Source organism: Saonia flava (assembly GCF_011927795.1).
Classification (GTDB): domain Bacteria; phylum Bacteroidota; class Bacteroidia; order Flavobacteriales; family Flavobacteriaceae; genus Saonia; species Saonia flava.
Genome location: NZ_JAATJJ010000001.1, coordinates 1,378,328 through 1,401,405 on the forward strand (window position 1 = coordinate 1,378,328; position 23,078 = coordinate 1,401,405).

Sequence of the window (23,078 nt, forward strand, 5' to 3'; positions counted from 1 at the left end):
ATAAATCGGTCATTAACTATCTTAGTAGCTAATGACCGATTTTTTTTGCTATGTTGACTTCCAAAAATAAGGTGTCAACAAAATAAGTACGGTAAAAAGTTCCAATCTACCTGCCAACATTAAAAAACCACACCACCATTTCCCTGCATCTGGCAGACTATTAAAATTACTTATAGGATTAAGGCTTCCCAAAGCCGGTCCTACATTCCCCAAGGAAGATGCCGCACCCCCGATGGCAGATTGAAAATCTAACCCTAAAAAACCGAGTCCTAATGAGCCAATTATGAACAATAACATATAAAGCACAAAAAATGCAATGATATTATAAACAATATGCTCTTGTACAGTTTTATTATTATACCTAACAGGAATAATAGCATTTGGATGCAAAGTCCTTTTAAATTCCAATAATCCATTCTTAATAATTAATAAATGGCGCATCACCTTAATACCACCTGCTGTAGAACCTGCAGAGCCTCCCAAAAAGAAAAGCCCAAAAAAGAAAACCGTTAGAAAGGGTGTCCAACTGGTAAAATCAGCACTTACAAACCCAGTTGTGGTAATAACTGCCACAACTTGAAACAATGCATGCCTAAAAGAACTTTCTTCTTTTCCCCATACCATAGGGTGGTAATCTGACAAAGGAACATTGGCATTGAAATAAATAACCAAAGCCGAAACAATTGCAAAAAGCACAATAAATATGGTATAGTATTTAAACTCTTCATCTTTTATGATTCGTTGTATTTTACCTTTAAAAGCAAAATAGCTGAGTACGAAATTACTACCTGCTAAAAACATAAAGAATATTACAATATATTGAATGATGGGTTGGTTGTTCCAATAGGCCAAACTGGCATTTTTGGTAGAAAAACCTCCTGTGGACAAAGTTGCCAAAGAATGATTAATAGCATCAAAAAAAGACATTCCTGCCAATTTTAATAAAATAGTTTCTGCAACCGTATAACCTAAGTAAATAAACCATAGCCTTTTAGCCGTATCCGTTATTCTAGGGTGCAATTTATCACTACTTGGGCCAGGAGCTTCAGCAGCAAACAATTGCATTCCACCAATTCCCAATAAAGGTAGGATAGCAATGGCCAAAACAATAATTCCCATACCACCTATCCAATGGGTAAGACTGCGCCAGAAAAGAATTCCTTCTGGCATGGATTCTATATCATCCAAAATAGATGCCCCCGTTGTGGTATATCCAGAAATGGTTTCAAAAAATGCATTGGTCACATCTGGAATTGCATCAGAAAATAAGTAGGGAAACATTCCTGAAGCTGACATAACCAGCCAGCCAAAGGTGACAATAATGTATCCCTCTTTACGCTTTACCTCCTTTTTATGGCCCCTAGTATAAAACATGGCCAAAACGCCAATGAGCATGGTAACAATTGCCGCAAGGGTTATATCCAAGGTTACGCCATCTTTATATATACCACTTACAAAAGCGGCAATCAACATAAAAAAGCCATTGCAAAGCAACAGCAATCCCATAAGGTGAATAATAATTTTGGAATTTAGACCCATTACAAAAACAGCTTTTCAATTTTTGGAATAGCCCTTGGCAAACAACATACCACAACCCTATCCCCTTGCATAATCTTAAAATCACCTAGAGCGATAATTCCTTCTCCATCACGCACTACACCACCTATGGTTGCCGACCTTGGAAAATCCAGTTCACGTATGATTTTGCCATTTACAATAGAAGTTGGTTTTACAATAAACTCCAAAATTTCAGAATTTAGGTTGTTCAATCTAGTCAAGGCAACAACTTCTCCTTTTCTAACATACCTAAAAATATTATTGGCAGCCAATAGCTTTTTATTGATAAGCGTATCTATTCCTATGGAGTGTGACAACTGAAAATAATCCATATTCTCTACCAATGCAATCGTCTTTTTAATATGCCTTGATTTTGCTACCAAGCAGGACATAATATTGGTTTCGGAGTTTCCTGTAACCGCAATAAAAGCATCCATGGATTCCAGACTCTCCTCTTCCAATAATTCCACATTACTACCATCTCCATTAATTATCAAAGCATTGGGCAATCCATCAGCTATTTCAAAAGCCTTTTCTTTATTTTTTTCAATTACTTTTACATTAAACTTTTTGGCACATAGATCTCTGGCTGTTTTAAAACCTACCTTACTCCCACCAAGAATCATTACATTCTTAATTTCCTCTTTTTTCTTTCCTGTTAACTTATACAATTCATCCACTCCACCTTTAGATGTAACAAAATACACTTGATCTTCTTCCTTAAAAACTGTATCACCTCTAGGAATCAATGTGTACTGGGTACCTGCTCGTTGAATGGCAATGGGCATAAAATGTAGCTCTGGAAATATCTTGGCAGCTTCTTTAACCATTTTACCTACAAATGGAGCCGATTTTGGCAAGGATACCCCAACCATTATCAAAGCACCGTCTTCAAACTCATAGGTATCATTAAAAGCTGACTGATTCAATAACAACTGAATCTCTGTTGCAGCCAATTCTTCTGGGGAAATAAGTTCGTCAATTCCCAACTCATCAAACTTAACAAGTTCTTTATAGTCAACAAATTCTGTATTGGATATTCTTGCAATGGTTCTTTTACATCCCAACTGCTTGGCCAACATACATAGTGTAATATTGGTGGTTTCGGAGGCTGTAACTCCAATCACCAAATCTGACTTCTCCGCCTGCGCATCCAATAATACAGATATTGAAGTGGCATCGCCCTTTAAAACCCTTATATCCAAATGACTATCCGCATAGGAAAGATTTTCTTTATTAATATCAATTAAAGTAATATTTTGAGATTCGTACGATAGTAGTTTTGCCAAATGAAAACCCACTTCACCTGCTCCAGCAATTATTATTTTCATTTGTTCTTAAAATTGTTCTTCATAGGGTAAGACCTATATCTTGTAGGTAATTAACATGTAGCAATCCAAAGCTTCTAATGCCCTGATAGATAATGACTAAATAAAAGAGTTCTTTATCTTGGGACAAAATTACATAAATTAATTTTCCTGTTTATATTATTCCAAGAATATGTATCCATCAAGGGATTCTCAACACATCTTTTACAAAAGAATCAATCTGTACTTGTATATTTGCCCAAAATAGTAACATGGCAGAGAAAATTACCCCATACAAAGATTCCCAATTGGGGAAAAAAGAACAGGTTACCAAAATGTTTGACGCTATTTCTGGAAATTATGATGGACTTAACAGAGTAATTTCTTTTGGAATTGATATAAAATGGAGAAAGCGGGTAGTTTCCATACTTACCAAAAAACAACCACAAACTATTTTGGATATTGCCACAGGGACTGGGGATTTGGCCATTAATCTAGTAAAAACCGGAGCTAAAAATATTATTGGTTTAGATATTTCACCTGGAATGCTAGAAATAGGCAAGAAAAAAGTGGCTGAAAAAAAGTTAGATTCAACTATTGAAATGGTTGTGGGTGATAGTGAAAACTTACCTTTTAATGAGAATACATTTGATGCCATTACCGTTGCCTTTGGAGTACGCAATTTTGAAAACCTTGAAAAAGGATTGTCCGAAATCTATAGGGTTTTAAAGCCTTCTGGAACTTTTGTTGTTTTGGAAACCTCTGTCCCAACCAAAACCCCATACAAACAAGGTTATTCATTTTATACTAAAAATATATTGCCCCTTATAGGAAAAATTTTTTCAAAGGATCAATCGGCTTATAGTTATTTATGTGAATCGGCCTCTGTATTTCCTCATGGCAAAGCCTTCAACAATATTTTGGACAAAATTGGGTTTATAGGTATAGAGAACAGACCCCAAACATTTGGGGTTGCATCCATTTATGTTGCAACAAAATAAATACATGAAAAATATTTTTCCCCTCTTAGCGGGATTTTTACTTTTTTTAGCCCCTGCACAAGCACAGTTTAACGAAAAGCCCATTTTAAATCTTGAAAATGAAGACAAGCCTTTTTTAAATTTTGGCTACTTTCTGGGTTTTAATCAATATGATTTTCAGTTTGAATATAAGGATGACCTACCAGATATTTTGGTAGACAAATCTTTTGGGTTCAATGTTGGTTTAATTGGCGAGATGCGAATTAATGAATTTTTGGATGTTCGTTTTGAACCTGGCTTACATTATACCCAACGAATAATGGGGTTTCCAGGTTTTACCGCAGAAAATGATGCCATTAGAGAAGTTAAATCCACTTACATAAATTTTCCCTTGTTGTTGAAAGTTAGCGCCAAAAGATTAGGGAATTGGAAACCTTTTTTAATTGGTGGAGCATCTTCTTCCCTAAACCTTGGAAGCAACCAAGACAGTTTGGACGATAATAGTAGCGGTACTTTTAGAATGAAAAAAATAACCTATTATTATGAACTGGGATTTGGAATTGATTTTTACACCCAATATTTTAAGTTTGCTCCTTCTATTAGAGGTGTTTTTGCCTTAAGTGATGAATTGGTAAGAGATGTTGACCCAGACAGCCCATGGACAGGGAATATTGATGCCATGCGCACCCGAGGGATTTTTGTAAACTTTACTTTTGAGTAAAAACAGATTTACTCACTCCTTTTAATTTCATTCAATAAAATAGCGGTAGCAGTAGCCACATTTAAGGATTCAGCAGTTTTGCTGCCAAATTGTGGGATACTCACTTTTCTGGTCACAAGAGCTTCTATTTCATTAGAAATACCATTAGCTTCATTCCCCATAACCAAGATTCCAAATTTTGGCATAGGTTCCTTGTAAACAACATCACCATCCATAAAAGCTCCAAAAATTGGAACAGCAGAACCTTCAAAATAAGTTTTTAAATCAGCATACATTATATTAACCCGACTTATAGAGCCCATAGTGGCCTGAAGCACTTTTGGATTATAACAATCTACAGTATTGTGAGAGCACAACAAAGTTTTTATCCCAAACCAGTCGCATAAGCGTATTATTGTTCCTAAATTTCCAGGATCACGCACATCATCCAAAGCCACGGTCCAATCAGCAGTATCAATTTGCTGGGGAGTTGGAATATTAAAAATTCCAACAACTTTATTGGGAGTATGTAGGGAGCTTATTTTTTTTAAATCAGCTTCCGAAATCAATTCGGCCACATCCTTATGCTTTTCAACAAATTCAACATCTGTACTATAAACAACCTCTGCATTAATATGCGAAGCCATAAGCTCCTTTACAACCTTAATACCTTCTACAACAAACTTACCATGTTGATTTCGGTACTTTTTTTGCTGTAAGCTTTTTATAAACTTTATCTGGCTTTTAACAACCATACAAATAATGTATTTTTGATTTCATGAATACCCAAAAGAGTCTTACTGAATACATAGCAAAAATAGGTTTATTATTACTATGTGCTATCATTGCCTCATGCAATACTCTCAAAAGGGTTGGGGAAGACGAGCTTTTACTTACCAAAAATACCATTTACGCTGATGGTGAAAAAGTAACAAACGATGATATAAAAAGTTTAATTGTTCAAAAACCCAACAGTACGCTATTAGGCTATCCATTAAGGCTTAATTTATACAATTTGGCCAAACAAAACCCAGACTCATCTTACCAAGACTGGTTACATAAAAAAGAAAAAAGAGAGCAACGCCTTACCAATTGGCTATCAACAAAACAAGTGGATAGATTAGGGGAGTCCTTTTTGGTAAAAGGATATAGTGAATGGCTCAAAAATATTGGCGAACCTCCTACTGTAATAGACACATCAAGAACGACCAAATCCTTAAATAGGCTGGAGGCCTACTATGGTAGTAAAGGTTATTTTAACAACAAAACAGATTACCACATTGTAAATAGCAATAGAAAGCAACGAGCCCAAATAGATTACAGCATAGACTTGGGAAAACCCTACATAATAGACTCTATCACCAGTGATATCAGTTCAAAAGCTATTGATTCAATTTATAAAAGTCAAACAGATGAGTCTCTTATTGTTTCTGGAAATCAATTTGACCTAAACAATTTTACTTATGAAAGGGAAAGGCTTACATCTCTTTTTAGAAATTCTGGTATTTATAATTTTCAGGAAAGCTCCATAAAATACACAATTCTTAGGGACACCACAACAACCCATGATGATCAAAAAATGGATATTGAGCTCAATATTGACAATCTAAAATCAAGAAGTGAAAATACTTTAACAACATCCGAATATAAGGTCCATAAGTTTAACAAAATTAATATTTACACCGATTATTTATTTAACGAAGAGAAAGACTCGCTTCAATCGGTAGATTATGAAAATATCACTATTTACCATAAGGGCAAATTACGTTATAGACCTAAGGCCCTTGTCAATTCTGTTTTTTTGGAAAAAGACAGCATCTACAGAGACATAGATAGATTGCGAACCTATAGACAAATAACCAATCTAAATACTTTTAAATATCCCAGTATAGACCTTATTCAAGATAGCACCCATACTAAACTTACATCCAACATTTATTTAGCGGCACGACCAAAATATTCATCGGAAACAAATTTTGATGTTACACATTCTGATATTCAACGCTTAGGATTTGCCTTTAGTCAATCTCTGGTTATAAGAAATGTGTTTAGAGGTGCAGAAACCTTAAGTTTTTCAGCTAGGGGAACTTTTGGTCTTTTAGCTGACCGTTCATTGTCCGAGGATTTTTTTTCAGAAATAGGTGGCGACATCAATTTGACATTCCCTAGAATTTGGATGCCTCTGTTCAATACAGAAAAAATCATCCCATATTATATGCTACCACAGACAAGAATGTCCATAGGTACCAGTTTTCAAAAAAACATTGGATTAGATAAGCAAACTTTTAATAGTATACTCAGCTATAATTGGGCGCCCACTAATTTTAAAAAAAACAATATTGAATTGTTGAACCTTCAATTTGTAAGAAATTTGAATACGAGTAGGTATTTTGTTGAGTACCAAAATTCGTATAGAAGATTGGATGAAATTGCAAATGGCTATGATAATCCCATTGAATACCCAGAGCTTATTCCTTTATTTGATGATAACACAGACCCAGCTTTAACAATACCTGATGGCACAACTGGATTTATAGATGAGGCACTGAACAATGGTCTAATTTCACCGGGCACAGAAGGTTATAATGAAGTTAGAAGTATTGAGGAACGTAGAGAAAGGCTTACGCAGGATAATCTTATTTTTGCAACCAATTATTCCTATACCAAAAACAATAAAAATGGAATAAATGATAATGATTTTTACCAATTTAGATTTAAACTGGAGAGCGCTGGCAATCTTTTATCGGCCATGTCCAATATTGTCACTTTTAATCAAGATGAAAATGCCAATCTACTTGTTTTTGATGTTCCCTACTCCCAATATGTAAAAACAGAATTTGATTATATTAAACATTGGGACCTTACGGGCTCAAATGTATTGGCAATGAGAAGTTTCTTTGGCATCGCCATACCCTATGGAAATTCTAACAACATACCATTTACCAGAAGTTATTTTGCCGGTGGATCTAACGATAATAGAGCTTGGAATGTCTATTCCCTAGGTCCTGGCAAAACACAAGAAGTCAATGATTTTAATGAAGCCAACCTTAAATTGGCCCTTAATATGGAATACCGTTTTCCTATCGCAGGTGACATAAAGGGAGCTTTATTTGCCGATGCAGGAAATATTTGGAATGTTTGGGACAATGTGGACGACACAGATGCCACTTTCAATGGTTTTAGTTCTCTAGCAGATATAGCTCTGGGAACAGGTTTTGGTCTTCGTTATGATTTTACATATTTTGTTATTCGCCTAGATACAGGATTTAAAACCTACAACCCTGCAAAAGTAACTTCCCAAAGATGGTTTAGTGAATACAATTTTGCCAATGCTGTTTTTAATATAGGTATAAATTATCCTTTTTAGACCTAATAATTTTAGTACATTTGTGCCGATATTTTTAACACAACTAACAGATAACAGACCAAAATTATGTCCCACAATATCAAAGCAGGAGTTGCCACAGGAGATGAAGTTCAAGAAATTTTTAATTATGCAAAAGAAAAGGGATTTGCCCTTCCTGCTGTAAATGTAATAGGCTCCAACACTATCAACGGGGTACTGGAAACTGCGGTTAGCTTAAATGCTCCCGTCATTATACAGTTTTCAAATGGCGGCGCCCAATTCAATGCAGGAAAAGGATTGTCCAATGAGGGGCAAAAAGCAGCTATTGCAGGTGCTGTCGCTGGAGCAAAGCATGTACATCAATTAGCTGAAGCCTATGGCGCAACTGTTATTTTACATACCGATCACTGTGCAAAAAAGTTGTTACCTTGGATAGATGGTCTTTTAGATGCCAGTGAAAAGCATTATGCGGAAACTGGAAAATCACTTTTCAGTTCACATATGATAGATTTATCAGAAGAGCCTATCGAAGAAAATATTGAAATCTGTAAAGAATATTTGGCAAGAATGGCCAAAATGGATATGACATTAGAGATTGAGCTTGGAATTACGGGTGGCGAAGAAGATGGTGTTGACAATTCTGATGTGGATGATTCTAAATTGTACACTCAGCCCGAAGAAGTGGCCTATGCATATGAAGAACTATCTAAAGTAAGTCCTCGATTTACCATTGCAGCAGCTTTTGGAAATGTACATGGAGTTTACAAGCCGGGCAATGTAAAATTGACGCCAAAAATTCTCAAAAATTCTCAAGAATATATTTCAGAAAAATATGGTGTGGAGCATAATCACATAGATTTTGTTTTCCACGGTGGCTCTGGATCTACTGTAGAAGAAATTAGAGAAGGCATTAGCTACGGAGTTATCAAAATGAACATTGATACAGATTTACAGTATGCTTTCCTTGCAGGTGTAAGAGATTATGTTCAAGATAAAAAAGACTATTTACAAGGGCAAATAGGAAACCCAAATGGAAGCGATGAGCCTAACAAAAAGTATTATGACCCACGAGTATGGTTGCGCGAAGGGGAAAAAACTTTTGTGGAGAGATTAAAGAAAGCCTTTGAAGACCTTAACAATGTAAATACATTATAATTTAACAACATCCTTCTAATATTATTTTTGACGTATGACAGCATGGTTTAAGAGAACGGAAAAAGGAATCCAAACAGCAACAGAGGAAAAAAAAGACACACCAAAAGGGCTTTGGTATAAGTCTCCCACAGGAAAAATTGTTGAATCGGAAGAATTAGCAAAAAACTTTTACGTTAGTCCAGAGGACGACTACCATGTTAGAATAGGAAGCAAGGAATATTTTCAGATTTTTTTTGATGATAATAAATTTAGGGAATTGGATGCCAAGTTAACATCCAAAGATCCCTTAAAATTTGAAGACACCAAAAAATATACGGATAGACTTAAAGCAGCGGAGAAGAAAACAGGATTAAAGGATGCTGTTAGAACCGCTGTTGGAAAATCATTGGGCAAAGATTTGGTTATTGCCGCAATGGATTTCAGTTTCATTGGAGGTTCTATGGGAAGTGTAGTTGGAGAAAAAATTGCTAGGGCAATTGATTATTCAATTAAAAAGAAAATCCCTTTTTTAATGATATCCAAATCTGGTGGCGCAAGAATGATGGAGGCTGCTTTGTCTTTGATGCAACTGGCAAAAACATCTGCTAAATTGGCCCAACTTGCCGAAGCTAATATTCCTTACATATCTTTATGCACGGACCCAACTACAGGTGGCACAACTGCTTCTTACGCAATGCTTGGCGACATTAATATAGCAGAACCTGGGGCATTGATTGGTTTTGCAGGGCCCCGTGTTGTAAAAGATACCACTGGAAAAGAATTGCCAGAAGGTTTCCAAACTTCAGAATTCCTTAAAGAACATGGTTTTTTGGATTTTATCTCCCACCGAAGAGACCTTAAAAAGAAAGTAAACCAATACATAGATTTAATACAGAACAATCCTATTAGAAAATAATAGTTACTGACCTCTAGATATCTTAAAAATACCGGTAATTAATTTTGACCCTTTTTCGCTATAAAATTTTCCATTGAGAATTTTAAGATTGCGATAGTCTTTTAAGGCAGGGAGTAATTCTTTTTTTGAAAGTTTTATTTCTTCTTTCAGATTCCTTTTATTTATCTCAAATTCATCAGGTCTCAACATTATAAATCCTAATGAATCCAGAGCAATATAATTCAATTCAAAATCAATACTAGAAGCTCGAAAATATAAATTAGGTTCATATTTTACAATGTGACCGTTCACATCAGTCACTGGATCCACTTCCAAAACCTTAAAAGTGTATACATCACCTATCTGGGGATCATTAGCATAAAGCTCTTTCTTATCTATCCTTTCCTCCTTTTTCCTCCATTTGGAAAAATTATCTTTGGACACATCAAATGTTCCATAAAGGACATAGAACAAACCAATTAAAATGGGAAACGCCAATATCAATGTCCCTGAAAATGACCATAGAGGGCTTTTAGTCTTTAAAAGGGCCATATCCAACTTATTCCTAATTTCTGGAGTAGAATCCAAGAATTTTTCTTTTGTTCCCTTTTTAAATATTGCCCAATACTTTTCAACGGGAAAAAGAGGGATGTACCAAAAATGAAATACTTTTTGATGAAAAGAAAAATCCAAATGATCATAATTTCCCATAAGGTTCAAATCATTCTTAGTCAATGATTTAATTTTAATAGAATAGGTGCCAAACTTGAAAATTCTCATAATAATTTATCGCTGTAGGTAAAGCTTTAACGTTTTCAGAAAAATGATATTGCAACATATTAAGTTATATACCAAAACAATATTATAAATTAATTGTATATTTGCGCCCTGATTGAAAATCAATCATATACATAAAAATCATTTAAAATAATATTGGAATGTATTTAACAAAGGAAGTAAAAGCCGACATTTTTAAAAAGCACGGCGGTTCTGAAAAGAACACAGGTTCTACAGAAGGACAAATTGCATTATTCACGCACCGTATCAATCACTTAACCGGGCACTTAAAAAATAATCGTAAAGATTATAACACAGAGCGTTCTTTGGTTAAATTGGTAGGTAAAAGGAGAAGCCTTTTAGATTATTTAAAGAAGAAGGATATTGAAAAATATCGTGCTGTAATTAAAGAATTGAATATTAGAAAATAAAAAAAAAAGGGGAAGCTAAGCTTCCCTTTTTTTCAACATAAAGTCCTAATTATAAAATTAGGCAACACAAAAAGCTGCATTTAGTTTTTCATTGGTCAACACAACAACACAACCCGACCGTCAGGAAGACGGTAGACCAAATGTTTAACAGACCTATTAAGATAAAATAGGTTGTAACAATTATTTATGATTCCGAAAACTTTTAAAGAGGTCATAGACCTCGGTGACGGTAGAGAAATTTCTATCGAAACCGGAAAATTGGCAAAGCAGGCCCATGGTTCTGTTGTTGTTCAATCTGGAAAATGTATGTTATTATGTACAGTAGTTTCCAATTACAAACAAAGCGATGTAGATTTTCTACCCTTAACGGTAGATTATCGTGAAAAATTTGCTGCTTCTGGCCGTTATCCTGGAGGTTTCTTCAAAAGAGAAGCAAGACCAAGTGATGGCGAAGTATTGACCATGAGATTAGTGGACAGGGTTTTACGACCATTGTTCCCAAAAGATTATCATGCAGAAACGCAAGTAATGATTCAATTAATGTCCCATGATGATGAAGTAATGCCAGATGCAATGGCTGGTTTAGCGGCATCCGCTGCTATTCAACTATCAGACTTTCCTTTTGAATGTGCTATTTCAGAAGTGCGTGTGGGTCGCGTAAATGGTGAATTCATCATTAACCCAAGTAGAGCACAATTGGAAGAGAGCGATATTGACATGGTCATTGGAGCTTCTGCAGATTCTGTAATGATGGTAGAAGGTGAAATGGATGAAATTTCCGAAGAAGAAATGGTAGAGGCAATTAAAGCCGCTCATGAAGCCATTAAAATACAGTGTGCTGCACAAATTAAGCTAGCTGAAGCTTTTGGAAAGAAAGAAGTTCGCGAATATGAGTCAGAAAGAGAAGATGAGGAGCTTGCCAAGAAAATTCATGATATGGCATATAATAAAGTTTATGCCATTGCAAAAGCAGGTTCAGCCAAACATGAAAGAAGCACTGCATTTTCTGAAATAAAAGAGGAAATTAAAGCTTCTTTTTCTGAAGAAGAAATAGAAGACTTTGGTGATTTAGTTTCAAAATATTACTACAAAGCGGAAAAAGCCGCTGTTCGTGACCTTACATTAAATGAAGGTTTGCGTTTAGACGGAAGAAAAACAGATGAGATACGTCCTATCTGGTGTGAAGTTGACTATTTACCTTCCACACATGGTTCCGCAATATTTACAAGAGGGGAAACCCAAGCTTTGGCAACTGTGACTTTGGGTACTTCAAGAGAAGCCAATCAAATAGATATGCCATCTTACGAAGGTGAAGAAACATTTTATTTACATTACAACTTCCCTCCTTTCTCAACAGGTGAAGCAAGACCTATTAGGGGAACATCCCGTAGAGAAGTTGGGCATGGTAACTTGGCACAGCGTGCATTAAAAGGAATGATTCCCGAAGACTGTCCATATACCGTTCGTGTTGTTTCAGAAGTATTGGAATCTAACGGATCCTCATCAATGGCAACTGTTTGTAGTGGTACTATGGCATTAATGGATGCCGGTGTGCAACTTAAAAAACCTGTTTCTGGTATCGCTATGGGATTAATCTCTGACGCGGATAGTGGAAAGTATGCTGTTCTTTCGGACATCTTGGGTGATGAAGACCACTTGGGGGACATGGATTTTAAAGTAACCGGTACTGATGACGGAATTACGGCTTGTCAAATGGATATTAAAGTAAAAGGGCTTTCTTATGAAATCCTAGTAAATGCTTTAAAACAAGCTCAAGCTGGTCGTATTCATATTCTTGGTAAGTTGACCGACACTATAGCAACTCCAAATATAGATGTTAAGGCACATGCACCAAAAATGGTCACTAGAACCATTCCAAATGAGTTTATTGGTGCGTTAATAGGACCTGGTGGGAAAGTAATCCAAGAATTACAAAAAACTACCAAGACCACTATAGTAATCAATGAAGACCCTGTTACAGAAGAGGGTATTGTTGAGATTTTGGGAACAAATCAAGAAGGTATAGATGCGGTTTTGGCCAAAATAGATTCTCTCTTGTTTAAACCAGAAGTTGGTAGTGTTTATGAAGTAAAAGTAATTAAGATGTTAGATTTTGGGGCTGTGGTAGAATATATGGAAGCTCCAGGAAATGAGGTTTTATTGCATGTTTCAGAATTGGCGTGGGAACGTACAGAAAATGTTTCTGATGTGGTGAACATGGGAGATGTTTTTGATGTGAAATACTTTGGAATCGATGCTAGGACCAAAAAAGACAAAGTATCAAGAAAAGCGTTGTTGCCAAAACCTGAAGGTTACAAAGAAAGACCACCTAGAACCGATAGGGACAATAATCGCGGTAGAGGAAACGATAGAAATAGAGATAGAGATCGTAAACCAAGAAGGGATTAAAACTTCTTAATTACAGAAACTGCAAAGCCTTCAAAATCATTTTTGAGGGCTTTTTTTATACTATTTATCCAAAAAAATAAAAATTTGATAACACTTTTGTAACATTTCTTCTTTTTCTACGTATAAGTATATGCAGTCTATGCAAATTGAACTTAATTTATTTTAATGAGACAGCTTAAGATTACAAAACAGGTTACCAATAGGGAAACCGCATCTTTGGATAAGTACTTGCAAGAAATTGGCAAAGTGGATCTTATTACCGCAGACGAAGAAGTAGAATTGGCACAACGAATCAAGGCAGGCGACCAGATCGCTCTTGAAAAACTAACAAAAGCCAATCTAAGATTTGTGGTGTCCGTGGCCAAGCAGTACCAAAACCAAGGGCTTACTTTACCGGATTTAATTAACGAGGGCAACCTTGGCCTAATTAAAGCTGCACAACGTTTTGATGAAACAAGGGGGTTTAAATTTATCTCTTACGCCGTATGGTGGATTCGTCAATCTATATTACAAGCATTGGCCGAGCAATCGCGTATTGTTCGTTTGCCATTGAATAAAATTGGTTCTATTAACAAGATTAATAAAACCTTCGCTTTCTTGGAGCAAGCTCATGAGCGTATGCCATCAGCAGAAGAAATTGCCAAGGAATTGGACATGACAGTTGACGATGTAAAACAATCCTTAAAAAACTCTGGACGCCATGTATCCATGGATGCGCCCTTAATTGATGGAGAGGACTCCAACCTATATGATGTACTTCGTAGTGGTGAGTCTCCTAATCCAGATAGGGAGTTGTTGCACGAATCGTTAAGAACAGAAATAGAAAGAGCTTTAGAAACATTGACTCCTAGAGAGGCAGATGTTATTCGTCTATACTTTGGTTTAGCCGGACAACATTCGATGACTTTGGAAGAAATTGGTGAGACTTTTGACCTAACAAGAGAAAGAGTCCGTCAAATTAAAGAAAAAGCCATTAGAAGGTTAAAGCATACTTCTAGAAGTAAAATTTTAAAGACATATCTTGGTTAACCAAGAAAAAATTACAAGTTAAATTTAACCTAAATTGGAAATTTGGCATATTAATTGTAATTTTAACAGTAACAACAGTTTATCATGACTGTTCGTTTTTTGATTGATGAATAAACTCCGGCTGATTACCGGAGTTTTTTCATTTATAGAATTTTACCAAATAAATGGAACGAAATTCCGTTAATACCCAACAAACCATACAGCATGAAAAAACCATTTTTTTTATTCTTATCAACCTTAGTACTAACATTTGGAAAGGGTTTTTCCCAAGAATCTGGAAACTACTTATTAATTATTAACAATGACACCACAAAAATTAATTTAAAACAGGCATTTGAGTATAAGGCAAAAAAAGGTGAACTATTGACCATCATTGTAGATCAACCAGCAATACAAACCTATTCGGATGAAATGATTTCTTTTCAATATGACAAAGCATACGGCGCGTCCAAAACCAAAATTGACATGGGAATTGAACAGATTATGGTAATGAGCTCTGATGGAAATGGTTTTATTGTCCAAAAATATTCCTCGATGGATCCAAGTGGCCTAATAAATCTAATGATGAGTGAATTAATTAAAGAAAGTATTACCTACGGCTACAAAAAAACTGAAGAACCCTATACCAAAGAGCTTAAAAGTGGGCAAACTATAAAGGGAATAAAAAATACCCTTGAATACAAGGGTGAAGAAATTGTGTATATGGTGGGAGCCCATGGTGGTAAAGATGAGGGGGTTTTAATAGTTACCATGCTCCAAGACGCAAGCTATACGCAAAATGGCCTACCTATGATCAACCTCTTTTTGGACTCTCTTCAAATAAAAGAATAGGCCATTATTCTATTGTAGGTCCAATACCATTAACCATTACATTTTCACTATTTTTGTATACCTATCCATAGAGAGCAGAAATAATGAGTAAAAAGATTATTGCACCTTCGCTTTTGGCAGCCAATTTTGCCAACTTACAGCATGATATAGAAATGGTGAATCAAAGTGAGGCAGATTGGTTTCATTTGGATATTATGGATGGTGTCTATGTACCCAATATTTCCTTTGGAATGCCAGTGGTAAAAGCAATTGCCAAATATGCCAAAAAAATATTGGATGCACACTTAATGATAGTAGAGCCTGATCGTTACATACAAACTTTTGCAGACTTAGGAGTCAACAATCTTACAGTTCACTATGAGGCTTGCACTCATTTACATAGAACTATACAAGCAATAAAAGATGCTGGAATGAAAGCTGGTGTAGCATTAAATCCACACACGAATATAGATTTATTGGAAGATACAATATCAGATATTGACATAGTCTGCATTATGAGTGTTAATCCAGGTTTTGGCGGTCAATCCTTTATTGAAAACACCTATGACAAAGTAAAAGATCTTAAATCCTTGATAAAAGCTAAAAAAACAAAAACTTTGATTGAGATTGATGGTGGTGTTACTTCAAAAAATGCCAAAAAATTAGTTGATGCTGGAGCAGATATCTTGGTAGCGGGTAGTTTTATCTTTAAAAGTGAAAATCCGCCCCAAACCATTATAGAACTTAAAAATACTATTTCATAATGGAACATTTTGATGTTGCCATTATTGGCGGGGGACCCATTGGGATTGCCTGTGGTCTGGAAGCCAAAAAAAAAGGACTGACATATGTTATACTTGAAAAAGGCCCAATTGTAAACTCTTTGTTCAATTATCCTGTGAATATGCAATTCTTTTCCTCTTCAGAAAGATTGGAAATAGATGATGTTCCTTTTATCAGTAAAGAAGCAAAACCTAAAAGAAGTGAGGCACTGGAATATTATAGAAGAATAGCAACTTCAAATGAATTAAATATCAAACTATTTGAAAAAGTAGAATCGGTGTCCAAAACCAATCAAAATTTCACAATAGTTTCAAATAAAAACAAGTACAATTCCCAGAATGTAATTGTAGCTACAGGTTTTTATGATTTGCCCAATTTACTGAAGGTTCCTGGAGAAAACCTGGCAAAAGTATCCCACTACTATAAAGATCCCCATTTTTACGCAGGTCAAAAATTGGCTGTAATAGGGGCAAGCAATTCCGCGATTGATGCGGCATTGGAATGTTGGCGTAAGGGTTCGGACGTAACCCTTATTATTCGTGGGCCAGAAGTAGGGAAGCGTGTAAAATATTGGGTGCGCCCTGATATTATTAATAGAATTGAGGAAGAAAGCATAAAAGTGTTCTACAATTCCACAGTAAAAGAAATAACCGAGAATGAAATATTAATAGATTCTCCCAAAGGTCCCATTAGATTGGAGAATGATTTTGTTTTAGCCTTGACGGGTTATATGCCCAATTTCAATTTTTTGAAAAAAATAGGGATAGAACTATCTAAAGACGATAAAAAATTACCCAAATATAATCCAGAAACAATGGAAACCAATGTGGAAGGAATTTATCTAGCTGGAGTAATTTGCGGTGGTATGGAAACCCATAAATGGTTCATAGAAAATTCCCGAGTACATGCTCCCATGATCATGGCCAATATTGTATCAAAAAAGAAAGCCTAAGATTTTTTATCAGATGAAAACCGATTCCCCAAAAATAAAAAATCCCTATCAAGACCTTTTTGATTTACAAAAAGAGAATCAGTACAATGTAGCAAACACTGCCTATAAAGAGCGTAAAGCCAAACTGAATGCTTTAAAATATGCACTGGAAAAAACATACAGAAGCAAGCTGCAAAAGGCGATGTATGACGATTTTAAAAAACCAATTTTAGAGACCGATTTAACAGAAATATACCAGGTCGTTGGAGAAATAAAGTATGCCAAAAAGCATTTAAAGGAATGGATGTGGAACCAATATGCAAAAACTCCCATTACGTTACTAGGGTCATCCTCTTGGGTAAAATATGAACCAAAGGGCGTATGTTTAATCATTTCTCCGTGGAATTTCCCAATAAACTTAACTTTTGGACCTCTTGTATCTGCCATAGCCGCGGGAAATACCATAATTCTTAAACCTTCTGAAATGACATCCCATACATCTTCTGTTATGGGTGAAATTATCGAGGAACTCTTCCCAAATAATGAAGTTGCCCTAGTTGAAGGTGGAGCAAATGTTTCAAAAGAATTATTAGAACTGCCCTTTAACCATATTTTTTTTACAGGCTCTCCGTCCATAGGAAAACTGATTATGAAATCGGCTGCCGAGCATTTAACATCTGTCACTTTGGAATTGGGCGGTAAATCGCCAACAATAGTGGACAAAACTGCCAATTTAAAAATGGCAGCACAAAGAATTGTCTGGGGTGCCTTTTTAAATAATGGCCAAACCTGTGTTGCTCCTGATTATGTTCTTGTTCATGAAAACAGAAAAGAAAAGTTGGTGGAAGAGATAAAAAAACAACTAGAAAAATTTTACTCTAATAATCCATCGACTTCCGAATCCTACTCCAGAATTGTAAATAAACACCATTTTAATAGGTTGGTCAATTATATTGAAAACGCAAAAGAAACAGGAGGGATTATTGAAATAGGAGGGGATTTTAATGAAAAGGATAATTATTTAGCACCAACAATTATTTCCAATTTGCCCAATAATGCCAAATTGCTTCAAGAAGAAATTTTTGGCCCCATTTTACCTATCGTAACGTACAAGACTATTGATGAGGCCATACAATATGTTAATTCCCATGAAAGACCTCTAGCCCTATATATTTTCAGTACCAATCGTAAAACAATGAACCACATACTCACCCATACGAGAGCAGGAAGTACTGGAATAAACAACAGTGTGCTACAATTTACAAATCATAACTTACCATTTGGAGGCGTAAATACCAGTGGTATTGGAAAATCTCATGGGTTTTACGGCTTTCAGGAATTCTCCAACATAAGATCGGTTTTAAAACAACATACTATAGGACCCACAAGTTTCTTGTTTCCTCCTTACAACAAGCTAAAACAAAAGCTGGCAAATATTACCATAAAATGGCTCTAGTTTTGACCTTCAATTAAATCTATTAAACAATAGCAAAAACTTAAAACGGCCATAATTAAGAACACATAATAGGTCCAATCCTTTTTATAGGTCGGTGTATTATTTATAAGCTTCATCTTACTATTTGATATTTTTGGTTCCTGAAGCAATTTTCTAAAAAGTAAACTCCATTCAATTTCTTCATTTTTATGAATCTCCAAAAAAACTCCTTGGTTTAAAAAAGCTCTTGCTCCCGGTCTAGAACATAGTAAAAATATATTAGTTCCATTGCCATCAAGGTTATCCAACAAATTTGGATTAAAGTCAATTATTTTCTGTACCATCTTATTGAGCTCCCACTCTTCACATACCACTCCTGTATATCTTTTGAGAAGTTCTTTTACCCTAAAATAATAAGGTCTGTCCAAAGAATAACCGAAAAATGTGCCTTGATTTCAGCTCATAATCTTTGGTCCATATAATTCTTAGAATTCGAAAGAAAGTTAAACCAATGACCAAAAAAGTGCCATCAACTAGCTATGAAGAAATTGTTGGGTAAAGATTAAACATAAAAAGCAAGCCTTATACTTATGCCTGCTTTTATATTAGTGACCGCGGAAGGATTCGAACCCTCAACCCTCAGAGCCGAAATCTGATATTCTATCCAGTTGAACTACGCGGCCTATGAATGTATATTTTTTAGGAAAGTTTTGCTTTTACAATTGTGGAGATTGTCTTACCATCGGCTTGGCCGGCCAATTCTTTCGATACCATGCCCATTACCCTGCCCATGTCCTGCATGCCAGAGGCTCCAATAGCATCAATGGTCTGCACTACAACTTTCTCTATTTCTTCCACGGATAATTGTTCTGGCAAAAACTTTTCTATTACGGCAACTTGTGCCAATTCTGGTGCTGCCAAATCTTCTCTTCCTTGTTCTGTAAAAATTGCCGCACTATCTTTTCTCTGCTTAACCAATTTTTGAACTAATTTAACCTCATCTTCTTCTGACAATCCGCCACCAGCACCACTTTCTGTCTGTGCCAACAATAAAGCGGATTTAATTGCGCGAAGGGATTCTAAAGCAACTGTATCTTTGGCCTTCATTGCGGCTTTCATCTCTTCCATTACTTGTTGCTGTAAACTCATAATTCAGTATTTTTTGCGGCACGAAGATAAAAAAATAAACCCGAAAATAGATGAACTATTTTCGGGTATGCTAATAGCTTTTATAACCCTAATTATAAAAAAACACTAATCCACATTATCGTGTAAAAAAGAGTTATTGGAGCGCAACTGTATTTCATCATTGCTGTCCTCGCTCAATGTTGTCCTTGAGACTTTATTTTCATTGGGCTTATCATTAAGGTTTACTCCTTGTCTTTTATAGGCAGGTTCCTTTTCTATTTCATCCACATTATTAATGTTATTCTGAAACTTATAATTAAAGTCCTTTAATTTTCTTCTTCTCTCATCGGCCCTATTGCGCAAGATATCTTCAATAGAACTGTTCATTGGGTCGGCTTCACCCCCCAAACTTGCTTCTGTTTTATTCTCTTTTTCCTTTAAGGTAATTTTTTCAAAAACCAATTCTTCTTCCACAATTTTAGGAACGAACTCTTCTGCCTTAGATTTAGCTCCTGTCAATTTTTCTTCCAATTCCATATAATCATCAAGACTATATCTTGTCTCACCTTCTTTGTTGTATTCTAATACTGGAACAACTTCTATATGGTCGTTTACATCAATATCATTCACTTCGTCGCTTAAATCAAACGTAATTACATGCTCCTGCTCATCCTCTTCCTCAATATCATCATTAAATAATGGTAGATCGAAACTCAAAGCTGTTTGGTCTTCCTCCTTTTTGGAAGACACCACGACAGGGTCAATTACTTCAATATCATTTATTAAATCTTTAGCATCAATTATAATAAAATCATCTTCAGCAACATTGTCGGCAACTACTTCCTCATAAAAAACATTGAAGTTTCTAATATAATTGGTTGTTGGAATTAAATCATCATCAAGCTCAATATCCATAAGCGTATGCTTAATGACCGGTTCTGGAGTCTCTTGTTCTTCCAAAACAATTTCCTCTATAGCTTTATTTTCCTGTATTGCCTGTTCCCCTTTTTTTTCATCCTCCAATGTATGGATAATCTTCTTTGTTTCGGTATTTACAATATCGTCTTGTTGTTCTATATTAAAACCTGTTGCGATAACAGTAACTGCAATGGCTTCTCCCAAAGAATCATCCTCACCAACACCCATAATAATATTGGCTCCAAAACCAGCTTCTGTTTGGATATGATCATTAATTTCCCCTATTTCATCTATTGTGATTTCTTGAGAACCAGAAACAATGAGCAACAATACATTTTTAGCGCCAGAAATTTTATTATCGTTCAATAATGGAGAATCCAAAGCCTTCATAATAGCCTCATTGGCCCTTGAGGAACCCGATGCTGTAGAAGAGCCCATAATGGCCGTACCACTATTGGAAAGCACTGTCTTAGCATCTCGTAAATCTATATTCTGGGTATAATGATGGGTAATTACCTCTGCAATACCCCTTGCGGCCGTGGCCAATACTTCGTCTGCTTTGGAAAAACCAGCTTTAAAACCTAAGTTGCCATATACCTCCCGTAATTTATTATTATTGATGACAATTAAAGAATCAACATTCTCACGTAACTTCTCTATTCCTTCTTGTGCCTGTTGACATCTCATTTTACCTTCAAACTGAAATGGCATAGTGACAATTCCTACTGTCAAAACATCCATTTCCCTAGCTTGTTTTGCTATGATGGGAGCAGCACCAGTTCCTGTTCCCCCACCCATACCAGCAGTAATAAACACCATTTTTGTACTATGTCCCAGCATGTTTTTTAAATCTTCCATACTTTCAATAGCCGCCTGTTCACCAACTTCAGGATTTGCACCAGCACCCAATCCCTCTGTTAATGAAACGCCAAGTTGTATTTTCTTTGGAACCGGGCTATTTTCCAATGCCTGGGAATCGGTATTGCAGATTACAAAGTCCACCCCATTGATTCCTGCCTGGAACATATGATTTATAGCATTACTACCGCCACCGCCAACGCCGATAACTTTAATTACGTTACTTTGATTCTTAGGTAAATCAAAGGAGATATTATCAAATTCGGTGCTCTTGCTCATGTTTTAAAAATTACTGGTTGTATACTGATTTTTTTTTGAATGATTTATTTATTCTGCGTTATCTAAAAAGTCTTTCAACTTTTCAGACCATTTATCAAAAACAGACTTTCGTTCTTTTTTGACCGCTCCAGTGGTCGCAGTTTCCATATGCTGCTCATCATATATACCCTCTTCCAATTCACCTTGCTCATCAACAACTCTATTCTTATCTTTATTTTTTACTGCGTTCATTAATAGTCCCACGGCAGTTGCATACATTGGGCTAGCTATTTCTTCATCAGAATCACCCGCCAAATGCTCATTTGGAAAACCAATCCTTGTATCCATTCCCGTGATATATTCTACCAACTGTTTTAAATGCTTTAACTGGCTACCTCCTCCTGTTAGAACAATACCTGCAATCAACTTTTTCTTTTGGTCATCGTGACCATAGTTCTTTATTTCCACATATACCTGCTCTACAATTTCCACTACTCTAGCATGTATAATCTTAGAAAGGTTTTTAAGTGTAATCTCTTTTGGCTCCCTTCCTCTTAACCCAGGAATGGAAACAATTTCATTATCCTTATTCTCTCCTGGCCAAGCTGAACCAAATTTCATTTTTAGCAGTTCCGCTTGCTTTTCTATAATGGAGCAACCCTCTTTAATATCCTCTGTAATTACATTTCCACCAAAAGGAATAACCGCGGTATGCCGAATGATTCCATCCTTAAAAATGGCCAAATCTGTTGTTCCTCCTCCTATATCTATAAGCGCCACACCTGCTTCTTTTTCTTCCTGACTCAGTACTGCATCAGAAGATGCCAAAGGCTCCAATGTTATGTTTCCTAAATCCAGTCCAGCACTTTTAATACACCTTCCAATATTTTTAATTGAAGTAACTTGGCCAACAACAACATGGAAATTGGCTTCCAATCTCCCACCGTACATTCCCATGGGCTGTTTTATCTCTGCCTGTCCATCAACCTTATATTCTTGAGGCAATACATGGATTATTTCCTCTCCGGGAAGCATTATTAATTTATACACCTGATTACATAACTTATCCAAATCCTCTTCATTGATAACTTCTTCTGAATTGATTCTAGTTATATAATCACTATGCTGCAAACTTCTTATGTGCTGACCAGCTATACCAACAACCACGGAACCAATTTTTAATCCAGCATCTGCTTCTGCCTGCTCCACAGCTTGTTGAATAGACTTTATGGTTTGGGTAATATTGTTTACCACCCCACGATGAACACCCAAACTTTTAGATTTACCAATACCCAAAACCTCAATTTTGCCGTATTCGTTCTCTTGCCCAATAATGGCTACAATCTTTGTGGTCCCTATATCTAACCCAACTGAATAATTACCTTGTTCCAT

The 23,078-nt window shown here is 35.8% G+C and carries 20 protein-coding genes and 1 tRNA gene; 12 read left to right on the forward strand and 9 right to left on the reverse strand.

All coding sequences use genetic code 11. The features are described from left to right. Positions 1-48 precede the first annotated feature (48 nt). Entirely contained in the window at positions 49-1,539 is a 1,491-nt protein-coding gene (locus GGR42_RS06130; protein ID WP_167961929.1) for a TrkH family potassium uptake protein, read from the reverse strand. Continuing rightward, a complete protein-coding gene (gene trkA / locus GGR42_RS06135) occupies positions 1,539-2,888 on the reverse strand; it encodes a Trk system potassium transporter TrkA (protein ID WP_167961931.1) in 1,350 nt (449 codons plus the stop codon). Before trkA ends, GGR42_RS06130 begins: the two co-directional genes overlap by 1 nt. A gap of 248 nt (positions 2,889-3,136) precedes the next feature. On the opposite strand from trkA, the gene ubiE reads away from it, so the two are divergent. Both ubiE and porT read left to right on the forward strand, forming a co-directional pair. Continuing rightward, positions 3,137-3,865, forward strand: a complete 729-nt coding sequence (gene ubiE, locus GGR42_RS06140) for a bifunctional demethylmenaquinone methyltransferase/2-methoxy-6-polyprenyl-1,4-benzoquinol methylase UbiE (protein ID WP_167961933.1) — start codon at positions 3,137-3,139, stop codon at positions 3,863-3,865. A gap of 4 nt (positions 3,866-3,869) precedes the next feature. Beyond that, positions 3,870-4,565 (forward strand): type IX secretion/gliding motility protein PorT/SprT, encoded by a 696-nt coding sequence (gene porT, locus GGR42_RS06145; protein ID WP_167961935.1) that lies wholly within the window; start codon positions 3,870-3,872, stop codon positions 4,563-4,565. Between the two features lie 8 nt (positions 4,566-4,573). Here porT and GGR42_RS06150 read toward each other — a convergent pair whose 3' ends face one another. Next, positions 4,574-5,299: a TrmH family RNA methyltransferase gene (locus GGR42_RS06150; protein WP_167961937.1), complete on the reverse strand. Its 726-nt coding sequence runs from the start codon at positions 5,297-5,299 to the stop codon at positions 4,574-4,576. Positions 5,300-5,322: 23 nt separating this feature from the next. On the opposite strand from GGR42_RS06150, the gene tamL reads away from it, so the two are divergent. From tamL to accD, 3 genes are all read left to right on the forward strand, one after another. Further along, entirely contained in the window at positions 5,323-7,911 is a 2,589-nt protein-coding gene (tamL, locus tag GGR42_RS06155) for a translocation and assembly module lipoprotein TamL (RefSeq protein WP_167961939.1), read from the forward strand. 66 nt (positions 7,912-7,977) lie between these two features. Continuing rightward, entirely contained in the window at positions 7,978-9,045 is a 1,068-nt protein-coding gene (fbaA, locus tag GGR42_RS06160) for a class II fructose-bisphosphate aldolase (protein ID WP_167961941.1), read from the forward strand. 34 nt (positions 9,046-9,079) lie between these two features. Next, on the forward strand, positions 9,080-9,940 hold the full coding sequence (gene accD, locus GGR42_RS06165) for an acetyl-CoA carboxylase, carboxyltransferase subunit beta (protein ID WP_167961944.1): 861 nt from the start codon (positions 9,080-9,082) through the stop codon (positions 9,938-9,940). A gap of 3 nt (positions 9,941-9,943) precedes the next feature. Here accD and GGR42_RS06170 read toward each other — a convergent pair whose 3' ends face one another. Then, on the reverse strand, positions 9,944-10,699 hold the full coding sequence (locus GGR42_RS06170) for a hypothetical protein (RefSeq protein WP_167961946.1): 756 nt from the start codon (positions 10,697-10,699) through the stop codon (positions 9,944-9,946). A gap of 158 nt (positions 10,700-10,857) precedes the next feature. Between GGR42_RS06170 and rpsO the strand changes: the two genes are divergently transcribed. The 7 genes from rpsO (at position 10,858) to GGR42_RS06205 (ending at position 18,545) form a co-directional block, all read left to right on the forward strand. Next, positions 10,858-11,127: a 30S ribosomal protein S15 gene (gene rpsO, locus GGR42_RS06175; RefSeq protein WP_167961948.1), complete on the forward strand. Its 270-nt coding sequence runs from the start codon at positions 10,858-10,860 to the stop codon at positions 11,125-11,127. A gap of 186 nt (positions 11,128-11,313) precedes the next feature. Beyond that, positions 11,314-13,536, forward strand: a complete 2,223-nt coding sequence (locus GGR42_RS06180) for a polyribonucleotide nucleotidyltransferase (protein ID WP_167961950.1) — start codon at positions 11,314-11,316, stop codon at positions 13,534-13,536. Positions 13,537-13,701: 165 nt separating this feature from the next. Continuing rightward, positions 13,702-14,565, forward strand: a complete 864-nt coding sequence (locus GGR42_RS06185; RefSeq protein WP_167961952.1) for a sigma-70 family RNA polymerase sigma factor — start codon at positions 13,702-13,704, stop codon at positions 14,563-14,565. Positions 14,566-14,769: 204 nt separating this feature from the next. Next, entirely contained in the window at positions 14,770-15,396 is a 627-nt protein-coding gene (locus tag GGR42_RS06190) for a hypothetical protein (RefSeq protein WP_167961954.1), read from the forward strand. 83 nt (positions 15,397-15,479) lie between these two features. After that, positions 15,480-16,139, forward strand: coding sequence for a ribulose-phosphate 3-epimerase (gene rpe / locus GGR42_RS06195; RefSeq protein WP_167961956.1), 660 nt, complete (start codon positions 15,480-15,482; stop codon positions 16,137-16,139). After that, positions 16,139-17,110: a YpdA family putative bacillithiol disulfide reductase gene (locus GGR42_RS06200; RefSeq protein ID WP_167961958.1), complete on the forward strand. Its 972-nt coding sequence runs from the start codon at positions 16,139-16,141 to the stop codon at positions 17,108-17,110. The genes rpe and GGR42_RS06200 overlap by 1 nt, the downstream gene beginning before the upstream one ends. 13 nt (positions 17,111-17,123) lie before the next feature. Beyond that, positions 17,124-18,545 (forward strand): aldehyde dehydrogenase family protein, encoded by a 1,422-nt coding sequence (locus tag GGR42_RS06205; protein WP_167961960.1) that lies wholly within the window; start codon positions 17,124-17,126, stop codon positions 18,543-18,545. On the opposite strand, the gene GGR42_RS06210 is transcribed toward GGR42_RS06205, so the two are convergent. The 5 genes from GGR42_RS06210 to ftsA form a co-directional block, all read right to left on the reverse strand. Then, on the reverse strand, positions 18,542-18,952 hold the full coding sequence (locus tag GGR42_RS06210) for a hypothetical protein (RefSeq protein ID WP_167961962.1): 411 nt from the start codon (positions 18,950-18,952) through the stop codon (positions 18,542-18,544). The genes GGR42_RS06205 and GGR42_RS06210 overlap by 4 nt on opposite strands. Positions 18,953-19,133: 181 nt before the next feature. Next, a tRNA-Arg gene (locus tag GGR42_RS06215) sits at positions 19,134-19,207 on the reverse strand. Positions 19,208-19,223: 16 nt separating this feature from the next. After that, positions 19,224-19,673 carry a GatB/YqeY domain-containing protein gene (locus GGR42_RS06220; protein ID WP_167961964.1) on the reverse strand — a complete coding sequence of 150 codons (450 nt, stop codon included), beginning with the start codon at positions 19,671-19,673 and terminating at the stop codon, positions 19,224-19,226. 105 nt (positions 19,674-19,778) lie between these two features. Beyond that, on the reverse strand, positions 19,779-21,707 hold the full coding sequence (gene ftsZ, locus GGR42_RS06225; RefSeq protein ID WP_167961966.1) for a cell division protein FtsZ: 1,929 nt from the start codon (positions 21,705-21,707) through the stop codon (positions 19,779-19,781). A 48-nt stretch (positions 21,708-21,755) separates the two neighbouring features. After that, complete coding sequence (gene ftsA, locus GGR42_RS06230; RefSeq protein WP_167961968.1) at positions 21,756-23,078, reverse strand: cell division protein FtsA; 1,323 nt, start codon at positions 23,076-23,078, stop codon at positions 21,756-21,758.